General features: G+C 46.2%; 19 protein-coding genes. 15 read left to right on the top strand and 4 right to left on the bottom strand.

Annotated features, from left to right (window positions below):
• Positions 1-91 precede the first annotated feature (91 nt).
• The 12 genes from AC1EK4_RS04685 (at position 92) to AC1EK4_RS04740 (ending at position 12282) form a co-directional block, all read left to right on the top strand.
• Complete coding sequence (locus AC1EK4_RS04685; RefSeq protein WP_480357194.1) at positions 92-1063, top strand: glycosyltransferase; 972 nt, start codon at positions 92-94, stop codon at positions 1061-1063.
• Positions 1064-1084: 21 nt separating this feature from the next.
• Positions 1085-1918 carry a LicD family protein gene (locus AC1EK4_RS04690; RefSeq protein ID WP_480357196.1) on the top strand — a complete coding sequence of 278 codons (834 nt, stop codon included), beginning with the start codon at positions 1085-1087 and terminating at the stop codon, positions 1916-1918.
• Positions 1919-1932: 14 nt separating this feature from the next.
• A complete protein-coding gene (locus AC1EK4_RS04695; RefSeq protein ID WP_062433497.1) occupies positions 1933-2649 on the top strand; it encodes an IspD/TarI family cytidylyltransferase in 717 nt (238 codons plus the stop codon).
• A 3-nt stretch (positions 2650-2652) separates the two neighbouring features.
• Positions 2653-3693, top strand: a complete 1041-nt coding sequence (locus AC1EK4_RS04700; protein WP_062433485.1) for an NAD-dependent epimerase/dehydratase family protein — start codon at positions 2653-2655, stop codon at positions 3691-3693.
• A gap of 773 nt (positions 3694-4466) precedes the next feature.
• A complete protein-coding gene (miaB, locus tag AC1EK4_RS04705; RefSeq protein ID WP_062433482.1) occupies positions 4467-5795 on the top strand; it encodes a tRNA (N6-isopentenyl adenosine(37)-C2)-methylthiotransferase MiaB in 1329 nt (442 codons plus the stop codon).
• A gap of 383 nt (positions 5796-6178) precedes the next feature.
• A complete protein-coding gene (locus AC1EK4_RS04710; protein WP_156431034.1) occupies positions 6179-6325 on the top strand; it encodes a hypothetical protein in 147 nt (48 codons plus the stop codon).
• Positions 6318-6725 carry a type II toxin-antitoxin system VapC family toxin gene (locus tag AC1EK4_RS04715; protein WP_062433479.1) on the top strand — a complete coding sequence of 136 codons (408 nt, stop codon included), beginning with the start codon at positions 6318-6320 and terminating at the stop codon, positions 6723-6725. The genes AC1EK4_RS04710 and AC1EK4_RS04715 overlap by 8 nt, the downstream gene beginning before the upstream one ends.
• Positions 6726-8552 carry an ABC transporter ATP-binding protein gene (locus AC1EK4_RS04720; protein ID WP_480357198.1) on the top strand — a complete coding sequence of 609 codons (1827 nt, stop codon included), beginning with the start codon at positions 6726-6728 and terminating at the stop codon, positions 8550-8552.
• A gap of 65 nt (positions 8553-8617) precedes the next feature.
• A complete protein-coding gene (locus AC1EK4_RS04725; protein WP_084589718.1) occupies positions 8618-9589 on the top strand; it encodes a lysophospholipid acyltransferase family protein in 972 nt (323 codons plus the stop codon).
• The gene (locus AC1EK4_RS04730; RefSeq protein ID WP_480357199.1) at positions 9586-10332 is read left to right on the top strand and encodes a lipopolysaccharide kinase InaA family protein; all 747 of its coding nucleotides are present in this window, start codon (positions 9586-9588) and stop codon (positions 10330-10332) included. The genes AC1EK4_RS04725 and AC1EK4_RS04730 overlap by 4 nt, the downstream gene beginning before the upstream one ends.
• Positions 10329-11369 carry a glycosyltransferase gene (locus tag AC1EK4_RS04735; protein WP_480357200.1) on the top strand — a complete coding sequence of 347 codons (1041 nt, stop codon included), beginning with the start codon at positions 10329-10331 and terminating at the stop codon, positions 11367-11369. The genes AC1EK4_RS04730 and AC1EK4_RS04735 overlap by 4 nt, the downstream gene beginning before the upstream one ends.
• 4 nt (positions 11370-11373) lie before the next feature.
• On the top strand, positions 11374-12282 hold the full coding sequence (locus AC1EK4_RS04740; RefSeq protein WP_036896829.1) for a glycosyltransferase family 2 protein: 909 nt from the start codon (positions 11374-11376) through the stop codon (positions 12280-12282).
• Between the two features lie 3 nt (positions 12283-12285).
• Here the strand turns inward: AC1EK4_RS04740 and AC1EK4_RS04745 are convergent, their stop codons facing one another.
• The 4 genes from AC1EK4_RS04745 to AC1EK4_RS04760 all read right to left on the bottom strand — a co-directional run bounded on the left by AC1EK4_RS04745 (position 12286) and on the right by AC1EK4_RS04760 (position 16878).
• On the bottom strand, positions 12286-13629 hold the full coding sequence (locus AC1EK4_RS04745) for a Gfo/Idh/MocA family oxidoreductase (RefSeq protein ID WP_036896826.1): 1344 nt from the start codon (positions 13627-13629) through the stop codon (positions 12286-12288).
• Positions 13626-14723, bottom strand: a complete 1098-nt coding sequence (locus tag AC1EK4_RS04750; protein ID WP_480357201.1) for a pyridoxal-phosphate-dependent aminotransferase family protein — start codon at positions 14721-14723, stop codon at positions 13626-13628. Before AC1EK4_RS04750 ends, AC1EK4_RS04745 begins: the two co-directional genes overlap by 4 nt.
• A complete protein-coding gene (locus AC1EK4_RS04755; RefSeq protein WP_052052817.1) occupies positions 14720-15634 on the bottom strand; it encodes a LicD family protein in 915 nt (304 codons plus the stop codon). The genes AC1EK4_RS04750 and AC1EK4_RS04755 overlap by 4 nt, the downstream gene beginning before the upstream one ends.
• A 551-nt stretch (positions 15635-16185) precedes the next feature.
• Positions 16186-16878 carry an SIR2 family NAD-dependent protein deacylase gene (locus AC1EK4_RS04760; protein WP_036896824.1) on the bottom strand — a complete coding sequence of 231 codons (693 nt, stop codon included), beginning with the start codon at positions 16876-16878 and terminating at the stop codon, positions 16186-16188.
• 256 nt (positions 16879-17134) lie between these two features.
• On the opposite strand from AC1EK4_RS04760, the gene bamJ (AC1EK4_RS04765) reads away from it, so the two are divergent.
• From bamJ (AC1EK4_RS04765) to bamJ (AC1EK4_RS04775), 3 genes are all read left to right on the top strand, one after another.
• Complete coding sequence (gene bamJ, locus AC1EK4_RS04765; RefSeq protein WP_480357204.1) at positions 17135-17740, top strand: BamJ family beta-barrel-assembly machinery protein; 606 nt, start codon at positions 17135-17137, stop codon at positions 17738-17740.
• 29 nt (positions 17741-17769) lie between these two features.
• Positions 17770-18645: a BamJ family beta-barrel-assembly machinery protein gene (bamJ, locus tag AC1EK4_RS04770; RefSeq protein ID WP_036896822.1), complete on the top strand. Its 876-nt coding sequence runs from the start codon at positions 17770-17772 to the stop codon at positions 18643-18645.
• Between the two features lie 84 nt (positions 18646-18729).
• The gene (gene bamJ, locus AC1EK4_RS04775; RefSeq protein WP_036896821.1) at positions 18730-19620 is read left to right on the top strand and encodes a BamJ family beta-barrel-assembly machinery protein; all 891 of its coding nucleotides are present in this window, start codon (positions 18730-18732) and stop codon (positions 19618-19620) included.
• Positions 19621-19626: the final 6 nt, after the last annotated feature.

The raw sequence follows: 19626 nt of genomic DNA on the forward strand, positions 1-19626 counted from the left end.
CAAGCTACAAAAGTAGTAAATTCTTTTGAATATTAAAATATTAATGGTACTTTTGCATGAAACCAATACCCGTGTTTAGGGGCGAAAAACAATGGATAAAAAGCGTATCTCAGTGGTGATGTGCACCTATAATGGCGAACTGTTTTTGAAAGAACAGTTAGATACGCTTGTCACCCAAACTCTACTGCCCGACGAGATTATCATTCAAGACGACCATTCCACCGACCGCACCATGGCCATATTGCAAGAATATGCCGCCAACTATCCGTTTATCAAGGTATGTGTGAATGAAGATGGGCAGGGCGTCAACTCCAATTTCTTCGGTGCACTACGCAAAGCCACTGGTGATTTGATTGCTATCTGCGACCAAGACGACCTGTGGGAGCCTACCAAACTTGAGCAACAAGCAGTGGCCATTGGCGACCATTTGCTGTGTAGTTGCTTTTCCAAGCCTTTCTCTGAAGACGGTTCGTTTGCCTCGTTCGATGGCCGTCGTCCCAACACCAGCCTCATCCGATTGCTTTTTGCCAGCCTTCCCGGTCACACCATGCTCATCAATCGTCGCTTGATAGAGCTGTTACCCCAAGATAATCCTATCTATGGCATCTCGCTTTACGATGCCATTCTAGGCATGACGGCAGCCGCTTTCGACAGCATTGTATTTGTAGACAAGGTACTGGTACACCAGCGTCGCTATGCCAATGCGGCCACCTACGTGGCATACAGTGGCAGTCTACCCACTGTAGGCAATGCCTTTCGCATCCTCAAATGGTCACTCTGCAACTACACAAAGGCCAAACCTCATCTGCAACGCTACTTCCGAGGCCGACAAGCACTGTTTCGTGAGATTCATCCGAACACTTGGATATACGACGAAGGATGCCGCCTCATTCGCTTACAATTGGGCAACGGGCTGATAGCCTACGCTCGTTTGACCGCTTTTTTCATCCGACATCGCAGCCGATTGTTCCAAACTCCGGGTGGTGGAATCGTAAAATGGCTGCGTGCCCTCCTCTATCCCATCATGCAAATGTACAACTATCGCCTTTGGGTGAAGAAGTAAATTGCCAAAAACAGACTTGAAATGACGAAACAATATAACACGGGCGAGACCGACGAGACCCTACGCCGCGACTACAATCCTGACGGTTCGGTGCTGCGACAGGCACAACTTCGCATGCTCGACATGGCCATCTACCTGCAAGAAACGGCCCAGAAGATAGGCGTGGCATGCCGACTCGACGGCGGAAACATACTCGGTGCGCTGCGCCACGGAGGCTTTATCCCATGGGATGACGATATAGACATGGTGTTGAGCTACAAGGATTACAAGAAACTATGCCGCTATCTGAAGATGCATCCACATCCTCAATACGTGCTACAAGACAACGATACCGACCCCGGATTCTACAAAGAGTGGTCGTGCCTGCGCGACCTGAAGAGCGAAAACCGCAGTACCGCGGCAGCCGGCAGCAAAGACCGGCGCATGCACGAAGCCCAGAAATTCCGCGGACTGCACGTCGACATCTTCCCGTACGAGGGACACATGATTCCATGGTTACAGCATCTGGCCGCCAAACTGTCGGTCAACACCAACCTCTATCTGGCCGGTTCGCACCCCCGTTTGGCACAGATAACCTATCAGACACTCCATCATGTGGTGTTCCCTGCATTCCGTCTCATCGGTAGGTGCTTTGGAAATCCCGAACTCTACATGCACTCCTACGGCGCATGGTTCTACGAGCAGAACCCTAAGAAATACATGGTGCCGCACAAACCCATCGTCTTCGAGGGGCATACCTTCGAAGGACCGTCCAATCCCGAAGAGCTTTGTCGCATCGCGTATGGCAACTATATGGATCTGCCACCGCGCGATAAACGCGACCGACACCAGATAGACATCGTCTTCTACGACTAAAAACATCTCACGATATGAATATAGCTGTGATTTTTGCCGGTGGTTCCGGCCTGCGCATGCACACCAAATCGCGCCCCAAACAGTTTCTCGATCTCAACGGAAAACCCATCATCATCTATACATTAGAGCTGTTCGACAACCATCCGGAGATTGATGCCATCGTGGTAGCATGTATCGAAAACTGGATACCTTTCCTCGAAAAGCAGCTGCGTAAGTTTGAAATCAACAAGGTGGTCAAGATGGTTCCCGGCGGCCAGACGGGACAGGCGTCCATCTACAACGGCCTGAAAGCAGCTCAGGAGATAGCCCAAGCCGACGCCACGGTGCTCATCCACGACGGCGTGCGCCCCCTGATTACCGAGCAGACTATCACCGACAACCTGCGCAAAGTAGAGGAATGCGGCAGTTGCATCACGTGCATCCCGGCCACAGAAACCTTTATCGTGCGCCAGCCCGATGGATCCTTGGAGATTCCCTCGCGCTCCGATTCGCTCATAGCACGCGCACCTCAGAGTTTCAAACTGTCTGACATTCTCTCCGCCCACGAACGGGCTATCGCCGAGGGGCTGCACGATTTCATCGACTCATGCACCATGATGAGCCACTATGGCTACAAGCTAGGCACCGTCATCGGTCCCATGGAGAATATCAAGATTACCACCCCGACCGACTTCTTCGTGTTCCGGGCGATGGTGAAGGTACACGAAGACCAACAAATATTCGGACTCTAAACGATGAACAACGTCCAGAAAGAAGACTTTCTCCGCTTTGCCGCCCACTTTGACGGTAGCGCATTGCGAGGCAGCCGAATCATGGTGACTGGTGCCACCGGACTCCTTGGCTCGTGCATGGTACGCTGTCTGCAGGCTCTCAACGAGCAACAACAGCTCCATATCAGCATCATCAGCGTGGTGAGAAACCTAGAAAAAGCCACCCAGCTGCTCGGTGCGGCCACGCCACAGCATCAATATTATGTCTACGACTTCGCCGCTTCGCTGCCCTTCCTGCCCAACGAGGCACCCACACATATCATCCATTTCGCTGCTCCCACGGCCTCGCGCTACTTCGTAGAACATCCCGCGGAGACCTTTACGACCGTCCTCGACGGTACACGCACGCTGCTTGAGTATGCCCGAAGACATGCCGTGCAGTCGGTGGTCTATGCATCTACGCTCGAAGTCTACGGCACGGTGTACGACGATTCCACACCGCTGACCGAAGACCGGCAGGGATTCTTAGACCCTATGGACACGCGCAGCAGCTACCCCATGGCCAAGCGCGCGGCCGAATGCCTATGCCATGCCTATGCCGCCGAGTACGGACTGCCTGTCAGGATAGCCCGACTGGCACAGACGTTTGGAGCCGGTGTGGCAGCCGACGACAACCGGGTGTTTGCCCAGTTTGCCCGCGCCATCATCGACAGTCGCGACATTGAACTGCACACCACGGGCGAATTGAGCCGCTGCTACTGCTACACGACGGACGCCATGGCTGCCATGCTCTGTCTTGCGACACAAGGAGAAAGCGGTCGGGCTTACAACATAGCCAACGAAGAGACCTATATTTCTATCGTCGACATGGCTCGCATGCTCTGCCACGAGTTCAATCCTATCGTGCAAGTAGTCGTCAACCTGACCGAGGGAATGGGCTACTCGCCCACCACTAAGCTGCGATTGGACACCGGGCGCATGCAGGCCTTGGGCTGGAAACCGGCTTACGGCATGCGCGAAATGTTCGCCCGACTGATAGAATCCATCAAACAAGACCAGCAATGACCTTTATATTTGCTTTGTAGAGATGGTGTGTACACCAATCTCATACACCATAAAACCCAACCTATCCCTCCCCAAAGAGGAAGGAAGAACAAAGAACCCATGAACTCAAAAATTCATGAACTTAATTCCCAACCCATAACTTATCAACTCAATACAACATTCTTCCCCTTGAGAAAGAGCTAAGATGGGACTTGTTTTTTGCACCCTTTTGCTTGTGAGACGGAAAACTTTCCGTCTCTACAGGAGTCTCTCCCCCGCCATTATCTCCCTCGTTTTCTATCGCACCGGTTGAGTCGACTGCGACTACTCGGTCGATGACCGATGGTTCTCCAAAAGAAGAGGGAGAAAGAGATGAGCCTTTTCGATTCCACAACTTAAAACTTATAAACTCAAAAACTTAAATACTAAAACCTAAACTCGTCTACTTGTCAACTTAAAACCATCTCCCTCCCCTTTTGGGGAGGGTTGGAGTGGGGCTGTAGATGGTTGGAGAAGGGCTTTTGCAGTGCCTCCCCAGTCTTTCTGCCTCGGTTCTTCAGCAACGCTGTCCAGGCTTTGCAGCAATATTGCCTCGCCTTTGCAGCAAATTGAGTTCATAAGTTTTTGAGTTTATTAGTTATTCATTCCACAAGAGAATAAGACTAAATGTGTATCAACAAGTAGCTTGGTCATCATCACAAAAAAAGTCGTTTACTTGCTTATCTTATTGATTTACACTACCTTTGCATCGGATAACTCACATCCCAGATGATCCATATAACCAATTAAAACGGATGAAGAAATTATATATAGAAACCTACGGCTGTCAGATGAACGTTGCTGATAGCGAGGTAGTAGCCTCTGTAATGCAGATGGCAGGATACGAAATCTGCGAGAAAGAAGACGAAGCAGACGCTGTATTCATGAACACTTGCAGCATCAGAGAGAATGCGGAGAACAAGATTTACAACCGATTAGAAACATTACATGCCGAACAAAAGAAAGGCAGACAACTGATTTTGGGCGTATTGGGCTGTATGGCTGAACGCGTGAGAGACAACTTAATCAACAATCACCATGCCGATTTGGTATGCGGCCCCGACAGTTATCTGAACCTGCCCGATATGATTGCGCAAGTAGAGACAGGTCATAAGGCCATGAACATCGAGCTTTCAAAGACCGAGACCTATCGCGATGTGGTGCCACAACGTATCGGTGGAAACCATGTGAGTGGCTTTGTGAGCATCATGCGTGGCTGCAATAACTTCTGCCACTACTGTATTGTGCCCTTCACCCGTGGCCGTGAACGCTCGCGAGATGTAGAAAGCATCTTGAAAGAAGTGCGCGACCTACACGACAAGGGATTCAAAGAAGTAACACTACTCGGACAGAATGTGAACAGCTACGGACTGTCGCCATCGGGCAAACGCGAAGAAGGCAGCACCTCGTTCGCCCAACTATTGAGGACAGTAGCGCAATCGGTACCCGACATGCGCGTACGTTTCACCACCTCAAATCCCGAAGACATGAGCGAAGACATCCTGTATGCCATCGCCGAAGAGCCCAACCTATGCCGTCATATCCACTTCCCGGCACAGAGTGGAAGCAACAGTCAGCTCAAACTGATGAACCGCAAATACACCCGCGAAGAGTATCTGAAGATGATAGACAATATCCGTCGCATCATCCCCAGATGCGGTATCACCACCGATATATTCATCGGCTACCACAACGAGAGCCGTGCCGACTTTGAAGAGACGTTATCGTTGGTACGCGAGGTAGGCTTCGACTCGGCCTTCATGTTCAAATACAGCGAGCGTCCGGGTACTTATGCGTCCAAACATTTACCCGACAACGTGCCGGAAGAAGAAAAGATTGCCCGCTTGAACGAGTTGATACAATTGCAAACAGAGGTCAGTGCCGAGCAGAATAAAAAGGATGAAGGCAAGGAATTTACAGTACTTGTAGAGGGATTCAGCAAACGCAGTCGCCAGCAATTGATGGGTAGAACCGAACAAAACAAGGCTGTCATCTTCGATAAAGGCAACCATCATATCGGTGAATTCGTGAAAGTGAGAATCACCGGAAGCACGAGTGCCACACTGTTTGGAGAAGAAGTGTAAGTTCAACGCCAACAAAAACACCTATAAAAAGCAGTGTCGAACAGTAGAGACGGAGTGTACTCCGTCTCCCTATAGCCAGTCTACCAATCATCGGTATGAGACCTTGCGAGACAGACTACATGCCATCTCTAGTGCTAGCATTTATCATTCTTGCTACATCCCTATTGTGCATTGCCTCACAATGATAAATCCCTCGCATTGTATGGAATATCAAAACTTTTGTGTAAGTTTGCAAGGAAGACGAATAAAAAGGAGGTTTTATGCAGGCACAAGTTCCACTCAACAATCTATTAGATTATATCAATTCATTTTCACTAAGCTATAGTAATAAGCAGTGACTTGGAGAAAGGCTCATCGAAGAAGCTAGAAAAGAAAGGAATAATATGGCAAAGCAGACTGAAAGATATAAACTTTTCAAACAGTTGGCAGGTGTTTGGGAGAATGATCCGAGTATGGATACTATCGAAGAAACCATTGCCGAAGGTAGAAAAGCCGATTACGAACGCGAAATACTTCCTTTAAATGACTAGACGGAAATATTTGCTTGATACAAATATCTGCATTTCTTATTTCAAGAATAAATATCATATTCCTGAAAAGATAGAAAGTGTGGGTATTGAGAATTGCTATATCTCAGAAATAACAGTGGCCGAGTTGCTATATGGTGCTGCCGTTGGTAAGAATCCACGCAATAGAGATGAGATTTCATCGCTTATTAAAGTCTTCGACGTCTTACCTATCTATGACTGCTTGGAGGTCTTTGCTGAAACAAAAGCTTTACTAAGGGAGCAAGGGAATCTGATAGACAATTTTGATTTATTGATAGGTTCTACGGCCATCATCAATCAATGTGTGATGGTAACAGAGAATACTAAACATTTGGAAAGAATCCCAAATCTCCAAATAGAGAATTGGATTGACCGAGAATAAATGAAAGAATTCTTCAAGATATTACAACGATTTGTGCCGCCATACAAGCGGTATTTGATACTATCGGTGATGTTTAACATCCTCTCGGCAGTACTAAATATCTTCTCGTTTGCCGCATTAATCCCGATATTACAGATTCTCTTTAATACCGGAGATACCACAAAAGTAACGGCATTGATGGCATGGGACGACGCCTCAGCAAAAGAAGTACTGAGCAATAATGTCAACTATTACGTGCAATCGATGATAGGCGATATGGGTGCAACGACGACATTGCTCATCATCGGACTGTTTTTGGCACTCATGACATTCCTGAAAACAGGGGCATATTTCCTATCGTCGGCCACCATTATACCCATCAGAACCGGTATAGTACGCGATATACGCAATCAACTTTACCGTAAAATAAATGCCCTTTCACTCTCTTTCTTCTCAGAAGAACGTAAAGGTGACATCATTGCCCGTATGAGTGGAGACGTGCAGGAAATTGAAAGTTCCATCATGTCGAGCCTTGATATGCTCTTCAAAAACCCAATCCTCATCATCGCTTACTTTGCTACGTTGGTTGTTATAAGTTGGCAATTGACCCTGTTTACAGTCATCTTCGTCCCCTTGTTCGGCTGGTTGATGGGCTATGTAGGGCGCAAACTGAAAGCCAAAAGTATCAAAGCACAGGCTTTATGGAGCGATACGATGAGTCAAGTAGAGGAAACTCTCGGCGGATTACGCATCATCAAGGCCTTCTGTGCAGAAGAGAAGATGAACCAACGGTTCGACCGTATCAACTCGGAATACCGCGATAACATCATGAAAGTAAATATCCGACAGCAGATGGCACATCCCATGAGCGAATTCTTAGGGACGGTTATGATAGTCATTGTGCTTTGGTTTGGCGGTATACTAGTACTAAACAACCAGACTATCAGCGGTCCGACGTTCATCTACTACCTCGTAATACTCTACTCAATCATTAATCCTTTGAAGGAATTTTCAAAGGCCGGATACAACATTCCGAAAGGTTTAGCATCGATGGAGCGCGTAGATAAAATTCTATTAGCAGAGATTTCCATCAAAGAGACAGACCATCCGAAGCATATCAGTAGCTTCAAACATCAGATAGAATTCCGCCATGTATCGTTCAAATATGCCGAGAAATGGGTGCTACGCGACATCAATCTCGTGATAGAGAAGGGTAAAACAGTAGCTTTGGTGGGTCAAAGTGGTAGCGGAAAATCTACCCTTGTCGACCTCATTCCGCGTTACTACGATGTTCAAGAAGGCGAAGTACTCATCGACGGAGTCAATGTTCGCGACCTAGGAATCCACGATTTACGACAATTGATAGGCAATGTGAACCAAGAAGCAATACTCTTCAACGACACGTTCTTCAACAACATATCTTTCGGAACCGACAATGCTACGCCTGAACAAGTAGAACAAGCAGCGCGAATAGCGAATGCCCACGAGTTCATTATGCAGTCGGAGAACGGCTATAATACATCCATCGGCGATCGTGGAGGACGACTGTCGGGCGGTCAACGACAGCGTGTAAGCATTGCACGAGCTATCTTAAAGAATCCGCCCATTCTTATTCTGGACGAAGCAACAAGTGCTCTTGATACCGAAAGTGAACGTCTGGTACAAGACGCATTGGAACACTTGATGAGCACACGTACCACGATTGCTGTGGCACACCGCCTCTCTACCATCAAACATGCAGACGAAATATGCGTGTTGCACGACGGAAGTATCGTGGAACGTGGCACGCATGACGAGCTGATAGAGAAAGACGGATACTACAAGAAGCTGAACGAAATGCAGAAATAAGGGGACTTCCCCACTCTTATCGCTAAGAAAGAGAGAGTAAATAAGACTATACTGAGAATACAAACATGACGAGACTAAACTGTCAAACGACGAATTCTGCGTCCCAACTCCAACACGAAGAGCAGTTGGGATTTTGGAGGAAATTGGCTTTTGGTGTCTTTTACACCCTCTCGCTCCTACCCTTCCGCGTTCTTTATTGTATCTCCGATATAGCCTATCTACTTGTATACAGACTATTGAGATACCGTCGTGAAATCGTTAGAAAGAATCTGTCGACTGCTTTCCCCGACAAAAATGAGGCAGAGATAGCACACATCGAAAGAAGATTTTACCACTGGTTTTGCGATTATACACTCGAAGCCATCAAGTTGCTAAGCATCAGTGACACGGAATTGAAGCATCGATTCACTATCCAAAACTCCCAAGAAATCATCGAATGTTTCGATAACGGACAATCGGTAGCAGCCATCCTAGGGCATTATTGTAACTGGGAATGGCTCTCATGTGTGGGTATGGAATTACCAAAAGAGAGCCGTTGCGGACTCGTCTACCACCCTCTTAGCAATCATTTTTTTGACGAATTGTTCCGCCGCATACGTTCGTCACAAGCTAATGGAGTTCCCATTCCCAAACAAGATACACTCCGATACCTACTCGCCTACAAGCAACAAGGCATCAACTCGTTCTTCGGTTATATATCAGACCAAACCCCAAAATGGGAGAATATCCACCTTTGGTTGCCTTTTCTCAATCACGATACACCCGTATTTACCGGTAGTGAACGCCTCATGAGGAAGCTAAACAATGCCGTTTATTACGTAGAGATGAGCCGACCACGTCGCGGTTACTACACTTGTACGTATCATCTCATTACCAAAATGCCCAATGAGCTGCCCGAACACGAGATTACCCGCCGTTTCTTCGAGTTGTTAGAACAGACTATTCGACGCAATCCCGAATACTATTTATGGAGCCATAACCGATGGAAACGTACGCACGAAGAATACAATAAAAGAATGGAAGGCAAGCAAGCATGATGTTGTTAAATCCTACATACGAATATCTGAGAAGCTACATTGAGCGTATTCCATCTCGTTTCGAAGCCGAGGGTACTACCATATATCACCTCCGCAATGAGATAAAAGTGATGGAAACACCCGACGGCCAGAAGCTGAATGTGAAACGATACCATGTACCCAATGGACTGAACCGATTGATATATTCATGCGGATTGCGTAAACCCAAGGGACAGAGAGCCTTTGAATACCCTGCCATACTCTTGCGCAACGGTATCAACAGTCCCACACCTATCGCATATATAGAGGAACGACAGGCCGGATTATTGGGATATACGTACTTCATTAGTGAGCAATGCGACTATCCACATACGCTCTATGATATGGGGAATGCTACTCCTGAACTATACGAACCCATGGCTAAAGCACTTGCACATCTAGCTGCCAGCACGCACAACAAGAACATCATGCACCTTGATTTCACTCCCGGCAATATACTGTGGAAGCATGATGAGGATGGATTCAAGTTCTCATTGGTAGACACCAATCGCATGTACTTTGGCCCGGTAAGTATCAATAAGGGTATCAACAACCTTAAACGAATGTGGGGACCCAAAGCTTTTTTCATATTATTGATGCAACATTATGCCGAAGAACGGGGCATCATACCACAAGAAGTCGTTGACAGAGCGTTGAAACTGCGCCGTCGCTTTTGGATAAACTATCAACGTAAACACAACATTCCTTTTAAACTTGAACTATGAAAAAGAAACGATTATGCTACATATCGCGCAATTATCGAGGCGTAAATGGCTCTGGTAATAAAGCCAAAACCGATAACGAGGAGACGCTTAGGGGCTTACAGGCACATAATCTAGGCCTGCCAACAACCTATTATAACAGTAAGATACTGACATTTTTTCTCGATTTGGCCGGCATTCTAAAGACGATATGCACGATACGACGTGGAGATTTAATCGTACTTCAATACCCTATCAAGAAATATTTTGCATTTATTTGCCGATTTGCAAAGTTGCGTGGCGCCTCAACCATAGCCTTAATTCATGATCTCGGTTCCATGCGTAGGAAGCGACTTGGCGTAAAACAAGAGATAGAGCGACTAATGTGCGCTGACTATGTAATCGCTTCTAACGAGACAATGAAGCAATGGCTCCACACGAAAGGATATAAACACCCATTGGGTTCGCTAAGTCTCTTCGATTATCGAAGTCATACTATCCATCAGAAACAAACAACCTTGACCGATTGTCCACGCGTTATATATGCCGGAGCATTAGCCGAACGGAAGAACAGCTTCCTACGATTAATGTCGCAACAAGCACAAAACTATCAATTGGTAATCTATGGTAACAAGAACGGATTGCCCGGATTAGCAGACAGTAAGCACGTCAAGATAGAGGGATTTATGGCCTCCGAAGACTTCATAGAGCATGTAGACGGACATTTCGGACTCGTTTGGGATGGTGCAGATACTCATACTTGCAGCGGAGCTTTCGGCGAATACCTCCGTTGGAACAGCCCTCATAAGGTCTCATTTTATCTCCGTGCCGGTCTTCCCATTATCATTTGGCGACAAGCAGCCCTTGCAAACGTCGTCCAAGAAGAAGGTATCGGAATCTGTATAGATTCTCTCGAAGAGCTTAACGACATACTCCCAAGCATTACAGCTGTGCAATACGACGAGATGAAGAAGCAAGTATATCGGGTAAACGAGCAGCTTCGGACCGGTCATTACTTCACAAAGGCATTGCAAGAAGCCATCAATCAATTGACAAAGTAGGCGTATGACTGAAATAAAAAAGATTATTGCCGTAGTCGTAACATACAATCGTATAGAACTACTCCAGCGCGGTATAGCCTCGCTTCGCCAACAACAAGGCCTTTCAAAAGTCATTGTTGTCGACAATGGGTGTACAGATGGAACCTGCGAATGGCTTGATGAGCAAACCGATTTAACTGTCATACACCAAGAGAATGTGGGCGGAAGTGGCGGATTCTATACCGGTATCCAGCGAGCTTATACCGATGGAGCCGATTGGATATGGTGTATGGACGACGATGTCTTCCCACGCCCCGACTGCTTAATACAATTATTGAAATACATAGAGCAACCCAGTATCGGCATACTCTCGCCCCGACGACTACTCGACGGACAAGTGTTTACACATGAATTTCAAAAATTCGACTTCACCAATCCATTAGCTTCCATGCACGGACGAAAACTAGCCAAACAGCAAATAAGCCAAGCCACAGAGATTGTTGGAGCCGACTTCGAAGGTCCACTCATCAATCGCACGGTCGTAGAGAGAATTGGTTTACCCAACAAAGAGTTGTTTATCTTCTGCGACGACACCGACTATTGCCTACGAACCCATCTATCCGGCTTCCGTTTACAGTATATTCCGGATGCCTTGATGGACAAACATAAGTTCTTCAATGATGATACATGGGTCACACGCAATCAAAAAAAGAAGTGGAAACGATATTACCAAATACGCAACGAGGCCTACCTGAACCATCATTATGGCCGTAATTGGGGCGTTCGCTACCTACGTAGCTTCATTGGAATGATTGGTTATATCATTCCCGCTCTGTTTACCATGCCCTTCTCAAAGGCGTGGCAATGGAAAGACTTACCCATGTTGTGGCAGGCCTATAGCGATGGTATCCACGAGAGATTAGGTAAAAGATAGGCTCTACATCCTGATAACATCCCGTCCTTCATAGAAGTCTTGAATGACACGGATAATAGCTTCAGATGTGTTCACGTCTATATAAGATTCATTACGCGACGACTTGATGGATTTGATAAACGATAATATCTCGTATCTAATGCCTTCGCCATCCAGTTGATAGAAGTAACGTTTATTCTCAGCAGGGTTCTCATACCTCACTTCAAAGTAATCTGTCTTCCACCATGGAGCCGGAACATAGATGTAACCTTTTGTTCCCGACACGACGAGTTCGCCTTCCGACTTCACTCCTTGTCCTACTTTCAACGAGGCTACAGCATGCGGATAGACAAAAGAAACCTTGGTAAAGGCGTCAAAGAACAACTCTTCATCCAGCAGATGTGTAACGATTTGCTTACTTATATAGTCTGTCCCTAGCAATTGGAAGATGGGTAATAGAGCCGTAGGTCCCCATGCGCAAATGCTATTCCATGGACATGGACCATTCCCTTCGCGCATTCTTTCCATGTCTTGCAGGCTTGTACAAGTGGCATCCACCGAAACTACCTTCCCAATTGCCCCACTCTTAGCCAATAAACAAAGTCGGTCATAGGCCATAGAATAAGCAGTCTTCAATCCATCGGCAAGCACCAATCCCTTGTCCTTTGCCATCTGCTGCAATTCACACCATTGCTCTACCTTGATAGTTATTGGAGTTTCGCACAACACATGTTTTCCTTTTCCGAGGGCACGGTATATATGTTCATAGTGCATTTCGGGCTTTGAAATCACGTATATGGCATCAGAAACATTCAATAATTCATCTAGCTGGTCTGTCACACAAGGCAGTTGATGAAGTCGTTCAGCCAACAAGCTGCCATTATTCGTACACACACCACTGATAGTAACACCATTCACATAGTGACTTTCGTTCTCAAATTTGTTTAGAATGGCCGAGTCGCCCACCAAACCTATTCTTATATCGCGCTGTTCACAACGCAATTCAGAACTTGAGATACCCTCTGTACGGTCAAGATACACGACCTCACAGAACTCTTTTAAGTAATCAAACTTACCTTTCCAATCCGACCCAACCGTGAATACATCCACATTCAAACGACGAATATCATCGATTTTCTGCCCTATATATTCCTCTACGACAATCTCATCGGCCAATCCTGTATCACGCACATTATTAATACGCTCTATCAAAGATTGCTGTACGTTGATTTTACCACGCGACCTATCGAAAGTGTCAGCAGTCACTCCGACTATCAAATAATCGCCTAATGCCTTGGCACGTTGTAATAGTTTGATGTGCCCATGGTGCAGAAGGTCGTATGTTCCGTAAGTAATTACCTTTTTCATAATATTCCTCTGGTATGCAAGTCGTTCAAAGCATCTATCAGAACCGTATTGTCCTCCACAGTCAAGGCACCAATATGACCTACGCGAAACACTTTATCGCGCAAGTCTCCACCATTCGGACATACCCATAGATGGTACTCATCTTTGAGACAAACAAATATATCATAAGCCGAAGCATGCAATGGATGAAGCGAAGTGACGGCATTCGAAGGAGATTCAGCAAACAATTCAAGCGGCAGATGACGGATACGTTGCCTGAAGTCTTCTGCCAACAAGCGGGTTCGTTCTATCTCTATGGCGTCGCCACCTGCCTCTGCTATTTCATGAAGTCGGGCATTTATCTGCCGTAAGATTCCGACGGCAGGAGTGAAAGGAGTCTGACCTCGCTCTGCATTCTTCAGTGCATCCTTCAGGTCAAAGTACATACTTCTTACCTTATTTCCCTCTACACGTGCCAAAGCCCTTTCGCCTAGAACCACCACAGAGATACCCGGTGCACACGCTAAAGCTTTCTGCGAACCAGTAATCATCACATCTACATGCAGTGACGCCATATCAAACGGGTCGGCCAAGAATGAGCTTATGGCATCAACCACAAGCAAAAGATCTTGCTCTTGACAAAAGCGACTAATCAAATCTATATCATAATGTACACCCGTAGAGGTCTCTCCCACATTGACTAAGAGCGCAGTAAAACCTTGACCGGCAAATGGTTGAAGCATCAATTCGGTCAACTGCTTACCCATAGGTACCTTTATCTCGGTGTAATTCAGGCCATGAATATCGCAAAGTTGTACGAAGCGATGGCCGAAGCTACCACCATTGACAACCAAAACACGATCAGCCGGAGTCAGCACATTCATCACTGTAGCTTCCATTGCAGCCGTTCCAGAACCGGTCAAGAACAATACTCTTGCAGAATCTTCGGCATGCGCAAACTGCTTGATAAGCCTCTCACTATCAAATGTCAGCTCCGAGAACTCGGGGGTACGAAAATATGGCACCTGCTCTCCGCCTATTTGTCGAACCGCCTCTGACGACATGACCGGTCCAACTGTAAAATTCAGCAAATTCTTTAGCTCTTTCATATTCATAGTTTTGCTAGTAATCGTTTAACTGCCGAGCGTCTATACGCCCGACGTATATCCGGCATCCGTACCTTATAGCTATGGTCTGTATCAAACACTACGGCGCCATGCATATTCGGACATTTGACAGGAGTCATATAATCGGGACCGAACACCACTTTCAAATATGCATCATAATCGCCCGGAGCAGGCACTTGTAACCCCTCAAAAGATAGCATCGTCGTATGGTCAAAGATGTGTTTATCCCATATAAACCTATCTCCTGCAAAGGCCACATGTCCCAATTGCCGACTATCATCCCAAGAATGTTGCAACAACAAATCGTCTACATACTGATATAGTTGGGCAAATCCATACTTCATCACCTGGCGACGCCACCAGTACTTGCGAAACAACAGCCCTAAACGTCCTGAGAGCAAGATGGGATAATCTATCGACTTGAGACATCTCAAACGTCTGCGGACATTCTTAACCAGCTGCTTTCGTTCTACCATATCATCGGGCATGCCATCAAGGATGAATATATCTATAAATATTCCTTGGTTATAAGGACGGTAACAATCGCTCGGACGCACAGCCGTGGTATTACTATTACGCAACTGAGCGTGCCCACAACAATAATGTTCATCATTATAAGGAGTCTGCAAAAAGTAAGGCGCCTCCAATTCCTTAGCACAGATAAGCCGCAACTTTTCATAATCCGGACGAGGCATCGTGACGTCTATATCATCATCCCAAGGGATAAATCCTTGATGCCGCACCGCTCCTAGCAACGTACCTCCTTCTATCCATACACGCAAATCGTGCTTCCGGCAAATATCAACGAGTTTTTTAAGCAAATCTAGTTCTATTGCCCAGATTTTTTTCATCTCTACAGAGACGAGGTATCCATCACGATATTCACTATCTAAGTTCATCTTTTAAGTAATTACTTCAGCTGTTCTATTTAGCAACAAAGGTAAACATAAAAAGTGAAAATAAATAGACTATTTGAAACTCTATTATCATTTTGATAATAAAAGCCCCCACTTCTCACTTCAAGCTCGTCTACTTATCCACTCGTTAACTTGTCTACTACTTTGCTGCAAAGCCGAGGCAGCGATGCTGTCTCGGCTTTGCAAGAATGCTGAAGAGGCCATGCAGCAATACTGAGGAACCGCTGCAACAGCCCCACCCCAGCCCTCCCCAAAAGGGGAGGGAGAAGGTTTTAAGTGGACAAGTAGACGAGTTTAGGCTTTAGTTTGTAAGTTTTTGAGTTGATAAGTTATTTAGTTGTGGGACGGGGAAGCTTTATTTCTGTCGCCCTCCCCTCTATGGGAAGGGATGGGGTGGGGCTTCTGTAGGGACGCGACATGTCTCGTCCGCGGGGGAAATTTGCAATCTCTTTACTCCATGATTGTAGTACATATACGCATACCGGAGACTATCTTCGCTTACGTTCGACACCCTCCGACTATGAATAACATGTTTATTCCAATACTTTAGCGAGCTGCCTCATACCTTCGGACGCTCCTTTGGCTATCTGAACGATTCGACCACCAGCTGCATTCACCGGATTTGGGTCGATGAGATAAACCGGAACTTCGGGACGAACATATTGTACCAGTCCGGCAGCTGGATAGACATTGAGCGATGTACCAATAATAACAAAGATGTCAGCTTGGTGTGCTGCCACTGCAGCGGGTTCCATCATGGGTACCGATTCACCAAAGAACACGATGAAAGGACGCAACAACGAACCATCTTCGGCCTTGGTTCCGGGTTTTATTTGACAATCATCTTCGGGCAGTTCGCGTATATATCGGTTGTCGTAAGGGGCACGACTAGAGCATACTTTAGACAGTTCTCCATGCAGATGAATGACTCGCGACGACCCCGCTTTCTCGTGTAGATTATCTACATTCTGCGTAACGACAGTTACCTCGAACCGTTTTTCCAACTCGTGGATGAGTAGATGCCCTTCATTGGGTGCCGCCTGATAGAGCTTCTTGCGCAACATATTGTAGAAATTAGTCACCAATGTAGGGTCAGCTTCCCATCCCTCATGGGTAGCAATCTGCTCTACCGGATAGTTCTCCCACAATCCATCATTGCCGCGAAAAGTCTTAAATCCACTCTCCACCGACATCCCTGCTCCAGTTAGAAATACAATATGTTTCATATTTTACAGTTTACGAGTTCTTCAAAGTTAACAAGTGGACGAGCTAACAAGTAGACAAGATACAGCCAAATAGATATACACTTACACATTCTCTAGGCAAATCTACACGCTTACTTGTTAACTTGTCTACTTCTTTACTCCCCCCTTGTTCCCACAAAATTAAGGATTTTTTGGCTATTGTACGAAAGGAAGTAAGATAAAAATGCTAACTTTGCAGGAATATAAGCACATTATTATAATAACAGAAAATAGATTTATGGATAAAGTTAGTTACGCTTTAGGATTGGGCATCGGCCGACAACTGTCTGGAATGGGTGCCGAGGGCTTGAATATTGACGATTTTGCACAGGCTATCAAAGATGTGATTGCCGGCGCAAAGTTACAGCTCGACGATCAAGAAGCGCAAACCATCGTACAGAATTTCTTTGCCGAGAAAGAAGCTCAACAACAAGCGGCTGCCGCAGAAAAGGGTAAAGTGGCTAAAGAAGAGGGCGAAGCTTTCTTGCAAGAGAATGCTGCAAAAGAAGGCGTAAAGACCACAGCTAGCGGTCTGCAATATATGGTATTGCTAGAAGGAAACGGTAAAAGCCCCAAGGCTACCGACCAAGTGGAATGCCACTATCGCGGTACATTGATTGATGGGACACAATTTGACAGCAGCTACGACCGCGGACAGACAGCTACATTCGGCTTGAACCAAGTTATCGCAGGCTGGACTGAAGGTCTCCAATTGATGCAGGAAGGCGCTAAGTATCGCTTCTTCATTCCTTATCAGTTAGGCTATGGCGAGCGCGGTGCAGGTGCATCAATTCCTCCATTCGCAGCTTTGATCTTCGACGTAGAACTGATTGCAGTGAGATAAGAAAACTCTAAAAATTCAATTATAAACCAATGAAAAGACTTTCTATCGTAGCCGCATTGGCTATCAGCGTAGCCGCTCTGACATCATGCGGCAACTCAACCCCTAAGGCTGATCTTAAAAATGATGTCGACACCATGAGTTATGCTATGGGTTTGGCACAGACTCAGGGCTTGAAAGAGTATCTAGTAGGTCGTATGCAGATTGATACTACCTATATGGAAGACTTCATCAAGGGTTTGAACGAAGGTGCTAACGCCGGTGATAACAAGAAGAAAGCTGCTTACTATGCAGGTATTCAGATTGGCCAGCAGATTAGTCAGCAGATGTTCAAGGGTATCAATCACGAAGTTTTCGGCGATGATTCTACCAAGACTATCTCTATGAAGAACTTCATGGCAGGCTTTATCGCTGGTACAACCGGCAAAACCGGCAAGGTGAAAATGACCATTGAGCAGGCTCAAATGACCGCCCAGACATTGATGACACGCATCAAGGGCAAAAACATGGAGAAACAATATGGTCCAAACAAAGAAGCCGGTGAGAAGTTCCTCGCAGCCAACAAGACCAAGGCCGGTGTGAAAACATTACCTAGCGGTGTACAGTATAAGGTCATCAAAGAGGGTAAGGGCGCTATGCCTAAAGACACTTCTATGGTAGAAGTACAGTACGAAGGCAAGACCATCGACGGTAAGGTATTCGACAGTTCTTATCAACGTGGCAACCCTGTTAGCCTCCGTGCCAACCAGGTAATCAAAGGATGGACAGACGCTTTGGTTCACATGCCGGTGGGTTCTGTATGGGAAGTGTACATTCCTCAGAACTTAGCATACGGTGAGCGTGAGCAAGGTACTATCAAACCTTTCTCTGCTTTGATCTTCAAGATTGAATTGCTAAGCGTTAAATAAGTCGTTTACTCACAATATGAGAAACTAACAAACCCTCTTTCCCACTGTGGAGAGGGGGTTTGTTGCATATAAATAAGCATGAAAATGAAAAAGACTATTTTACTATCTATCGCCCTCTTGATGGGCGCACAAGCCTTGACTCTTCAAGCTAAAGACAAAAAGAAGAAGAAAACAACAGCACAACCGGTAGCTACTATCAAACTAGCGACCCCAAGTGACTCAGTGAGTTATGCAGCCGGAATGGCGGCTACGCAAGGCCTCCTCTCTTTTATCAAGCAACAGTATGAAGTAGATACTACTTATATGGCCGACTTCGTACAAGGATTTCGCGATGCATTGAGCCATTCCAACGATCCGAAGTTCAAAGCTTACAATGCTGGTGGACAGATTGCCAACATGGTAAACGAACGCATCATCACCCATGCACGTACTAGTTTTGAGGGTACTCGCGACTCCATCAGTCAAGATATGTTCCACGCAGGATTCATTGCTGCACTAACCAACGACACCACTTACTACACAGTAGCGGCTGCCGATAAGATGTACCGTGAACGTATGGCAGCCGACCAAGAGCTAAAGAACGCAGCTTACAAGAAAGAGAATGCTGATTGGTTAGCACGTAATGCTACGAAGGAGGGAGTCATCAAACTACCTAGCGGACTACAATACAAAGTATTAAAAGCCGGTACCGGAGCTAAACCTACAGAGAAACAAGAGGTAACGGTGAAGTATGTGGGCAAGTTGATTGACGGTACCGAATTCGACAACAGTTACAATCGTAATCCACAAACAACATCTTTCCGTTGCAATCAAGTAATCAAAGGTTGGACAGAGGCATTAACCATGATGCCTATAGGTAGCAAATGGGAGTTGTTTATTCCCCAAGAGTTGGGCTATGGCGAACGTCAAGCCGGAAAGATAAAACCTTATTCTACACTTGTATTCACCGTAGAATTGGTTGGAATTAAGGACTAAGCAAGA

The organism is Prevotella sp. C0026C3 (assembly GCF_056590795.1).

What these genes read in the sequence shown, in the direction of transcription:
- AC1EK4_RS04685 (WP_480357194.1), top strand. Translation starts at nt 92, where the DNA reads ATGGATAAAAAGCGTATCTCAGTGGTGATGTGCACCTATAATGGCGAA.
- AC1EK4_RS04690 (WP_480357196.1), top strand. Translation starts at nt 1,085, where the DNA reads ATGACGAAACAATATAACACGGGCGAGACCGACGAGACCCTACGCCGC.
- AC1EK4_RS04695 (WP_062433497.1), top strand. Translation starts at nt 1,933, where the DNA reads ATGAATATAGCTGTGATTTTTGCCGGTGGTTCCGGCCTGCGCATGCAC.
- AC1EK4_RS04700 (WP_062433485.1), top strand. Translation starts at nt 2,653, where the DNA reads ATGAACAACGTCCAGAAAGAAGACTTTCTCCGCTTTGCCGCCCACTTT.
- miaB (WP_062433482.1), top strand. Translation starts at nt 4,467, where the DNA reads ATGAAGAAATTATATATAGAAACCTACGGCTGTCAGATGAACGTTGCT.
- AC1EK4_RS04710 (WP_156431034.1), top strand. Translation starts at nt 6,179, where the DNA reads ATGGCAAAGCAGACTGAAAGATATAAACTTTTCAAACAGTTGGCAGGT.
- AC1EK4_RS04715 (WP_062433479.1), top strand. Translation starts at nt 6,318, where the DNA reads ATGACTAGACGGAAATATTTGCTTGATACAAATATCTGCATTTCTTAT.
- AC1EK4_RS04720 (WP_480357198.1), top strand. Translation starts at nt 6,726, where the DNA reads ATGAAAGAATTCTTCAAGATATTACAACGATTTGTGCCGCCATACAAG.
- AC1EK4_RS04725 (WP_084589718.1), top strand. Translation starts at nt 8,618, where the DNA reads ATGACGAGACTAAACTGTCAAACGACGAATTCTGCGTCCCAACTCCAA.
- AC1EK4_RS04730 (WP_480357199.1), top strand. Translation starts at nt 9,586, where the DNA reads ATGATGTTGTTAAATCCTACATACGAATATCTGAGAAGCTACATTGAG.
- AC1EK4_RS04735 (WP_480357200.1), top strand. Translation starts at nt 10,329, where the DNA reads ATGAAAAAGAAACGATTATGCTACATATCGCGCAATTATCGAGGCGTA.
- AC1EK4_RS04740 (WP_036896829.1), top strand. Translation starts at nt 11,374, where the DNA reads ATGACTGAAATAAAAAAGATTATTGCCGTAGTCGTAACATACAATCGT.
- AC1EK4_RS04745 (WP_036896826.1), bottom strand. Translation starts at nt 13,629, where the DNA reads ATGAAAAAGGTAATTACTTACGGAACATACGACCTTCTGCACCATGGG.
- AC1EK4_RS04750 (WP_480357201.1), bottom strand. Translation starts at nt 14,723, where the DNA reads ATGAATATGAAAGAGCTAAAGAATTTGCTGAATTTTACAGTTGGACCG.
- AC1EK4_RS04755 (WP_052052817.1), bottom strand. Translation starts at nt 15,634, where the DNA reads ATGAACTTAGATAGTGAATATCGTGATGGATACCTCGTCTCTGTAGAG.
- AC1EK4_RS04760 (WP_036896824.1), bottom strand. Translation starts at nt 16,878, where the DNA reads ATGAAACATATTGTATTTCTAACTGGAGCAGGGATGTCGGTGGAGAGT.
- bamJ (WP_480357204.1), top strand. Translation starts at nt 17,135, where the DNA reads ATGGATAAAGTTAGTTACGCTTTAGGATTGGGCATCGGCCGACAACTG.
- bamJ (WP_036896822.1), top strand. Translation starts at nt 17,770, where the DNA reads ATGAAAAGACTTTCTATCGTAGCCGCATTGGCTATCAGCGTAGCCGCT.
- bamJ (WP_036896821.1), top strand. Translation starts at nt 18,730, where the DNA reads ATGAAAAAGACTATTTTACTATCTATCGCCCTCTTGATGGGCGCACAA.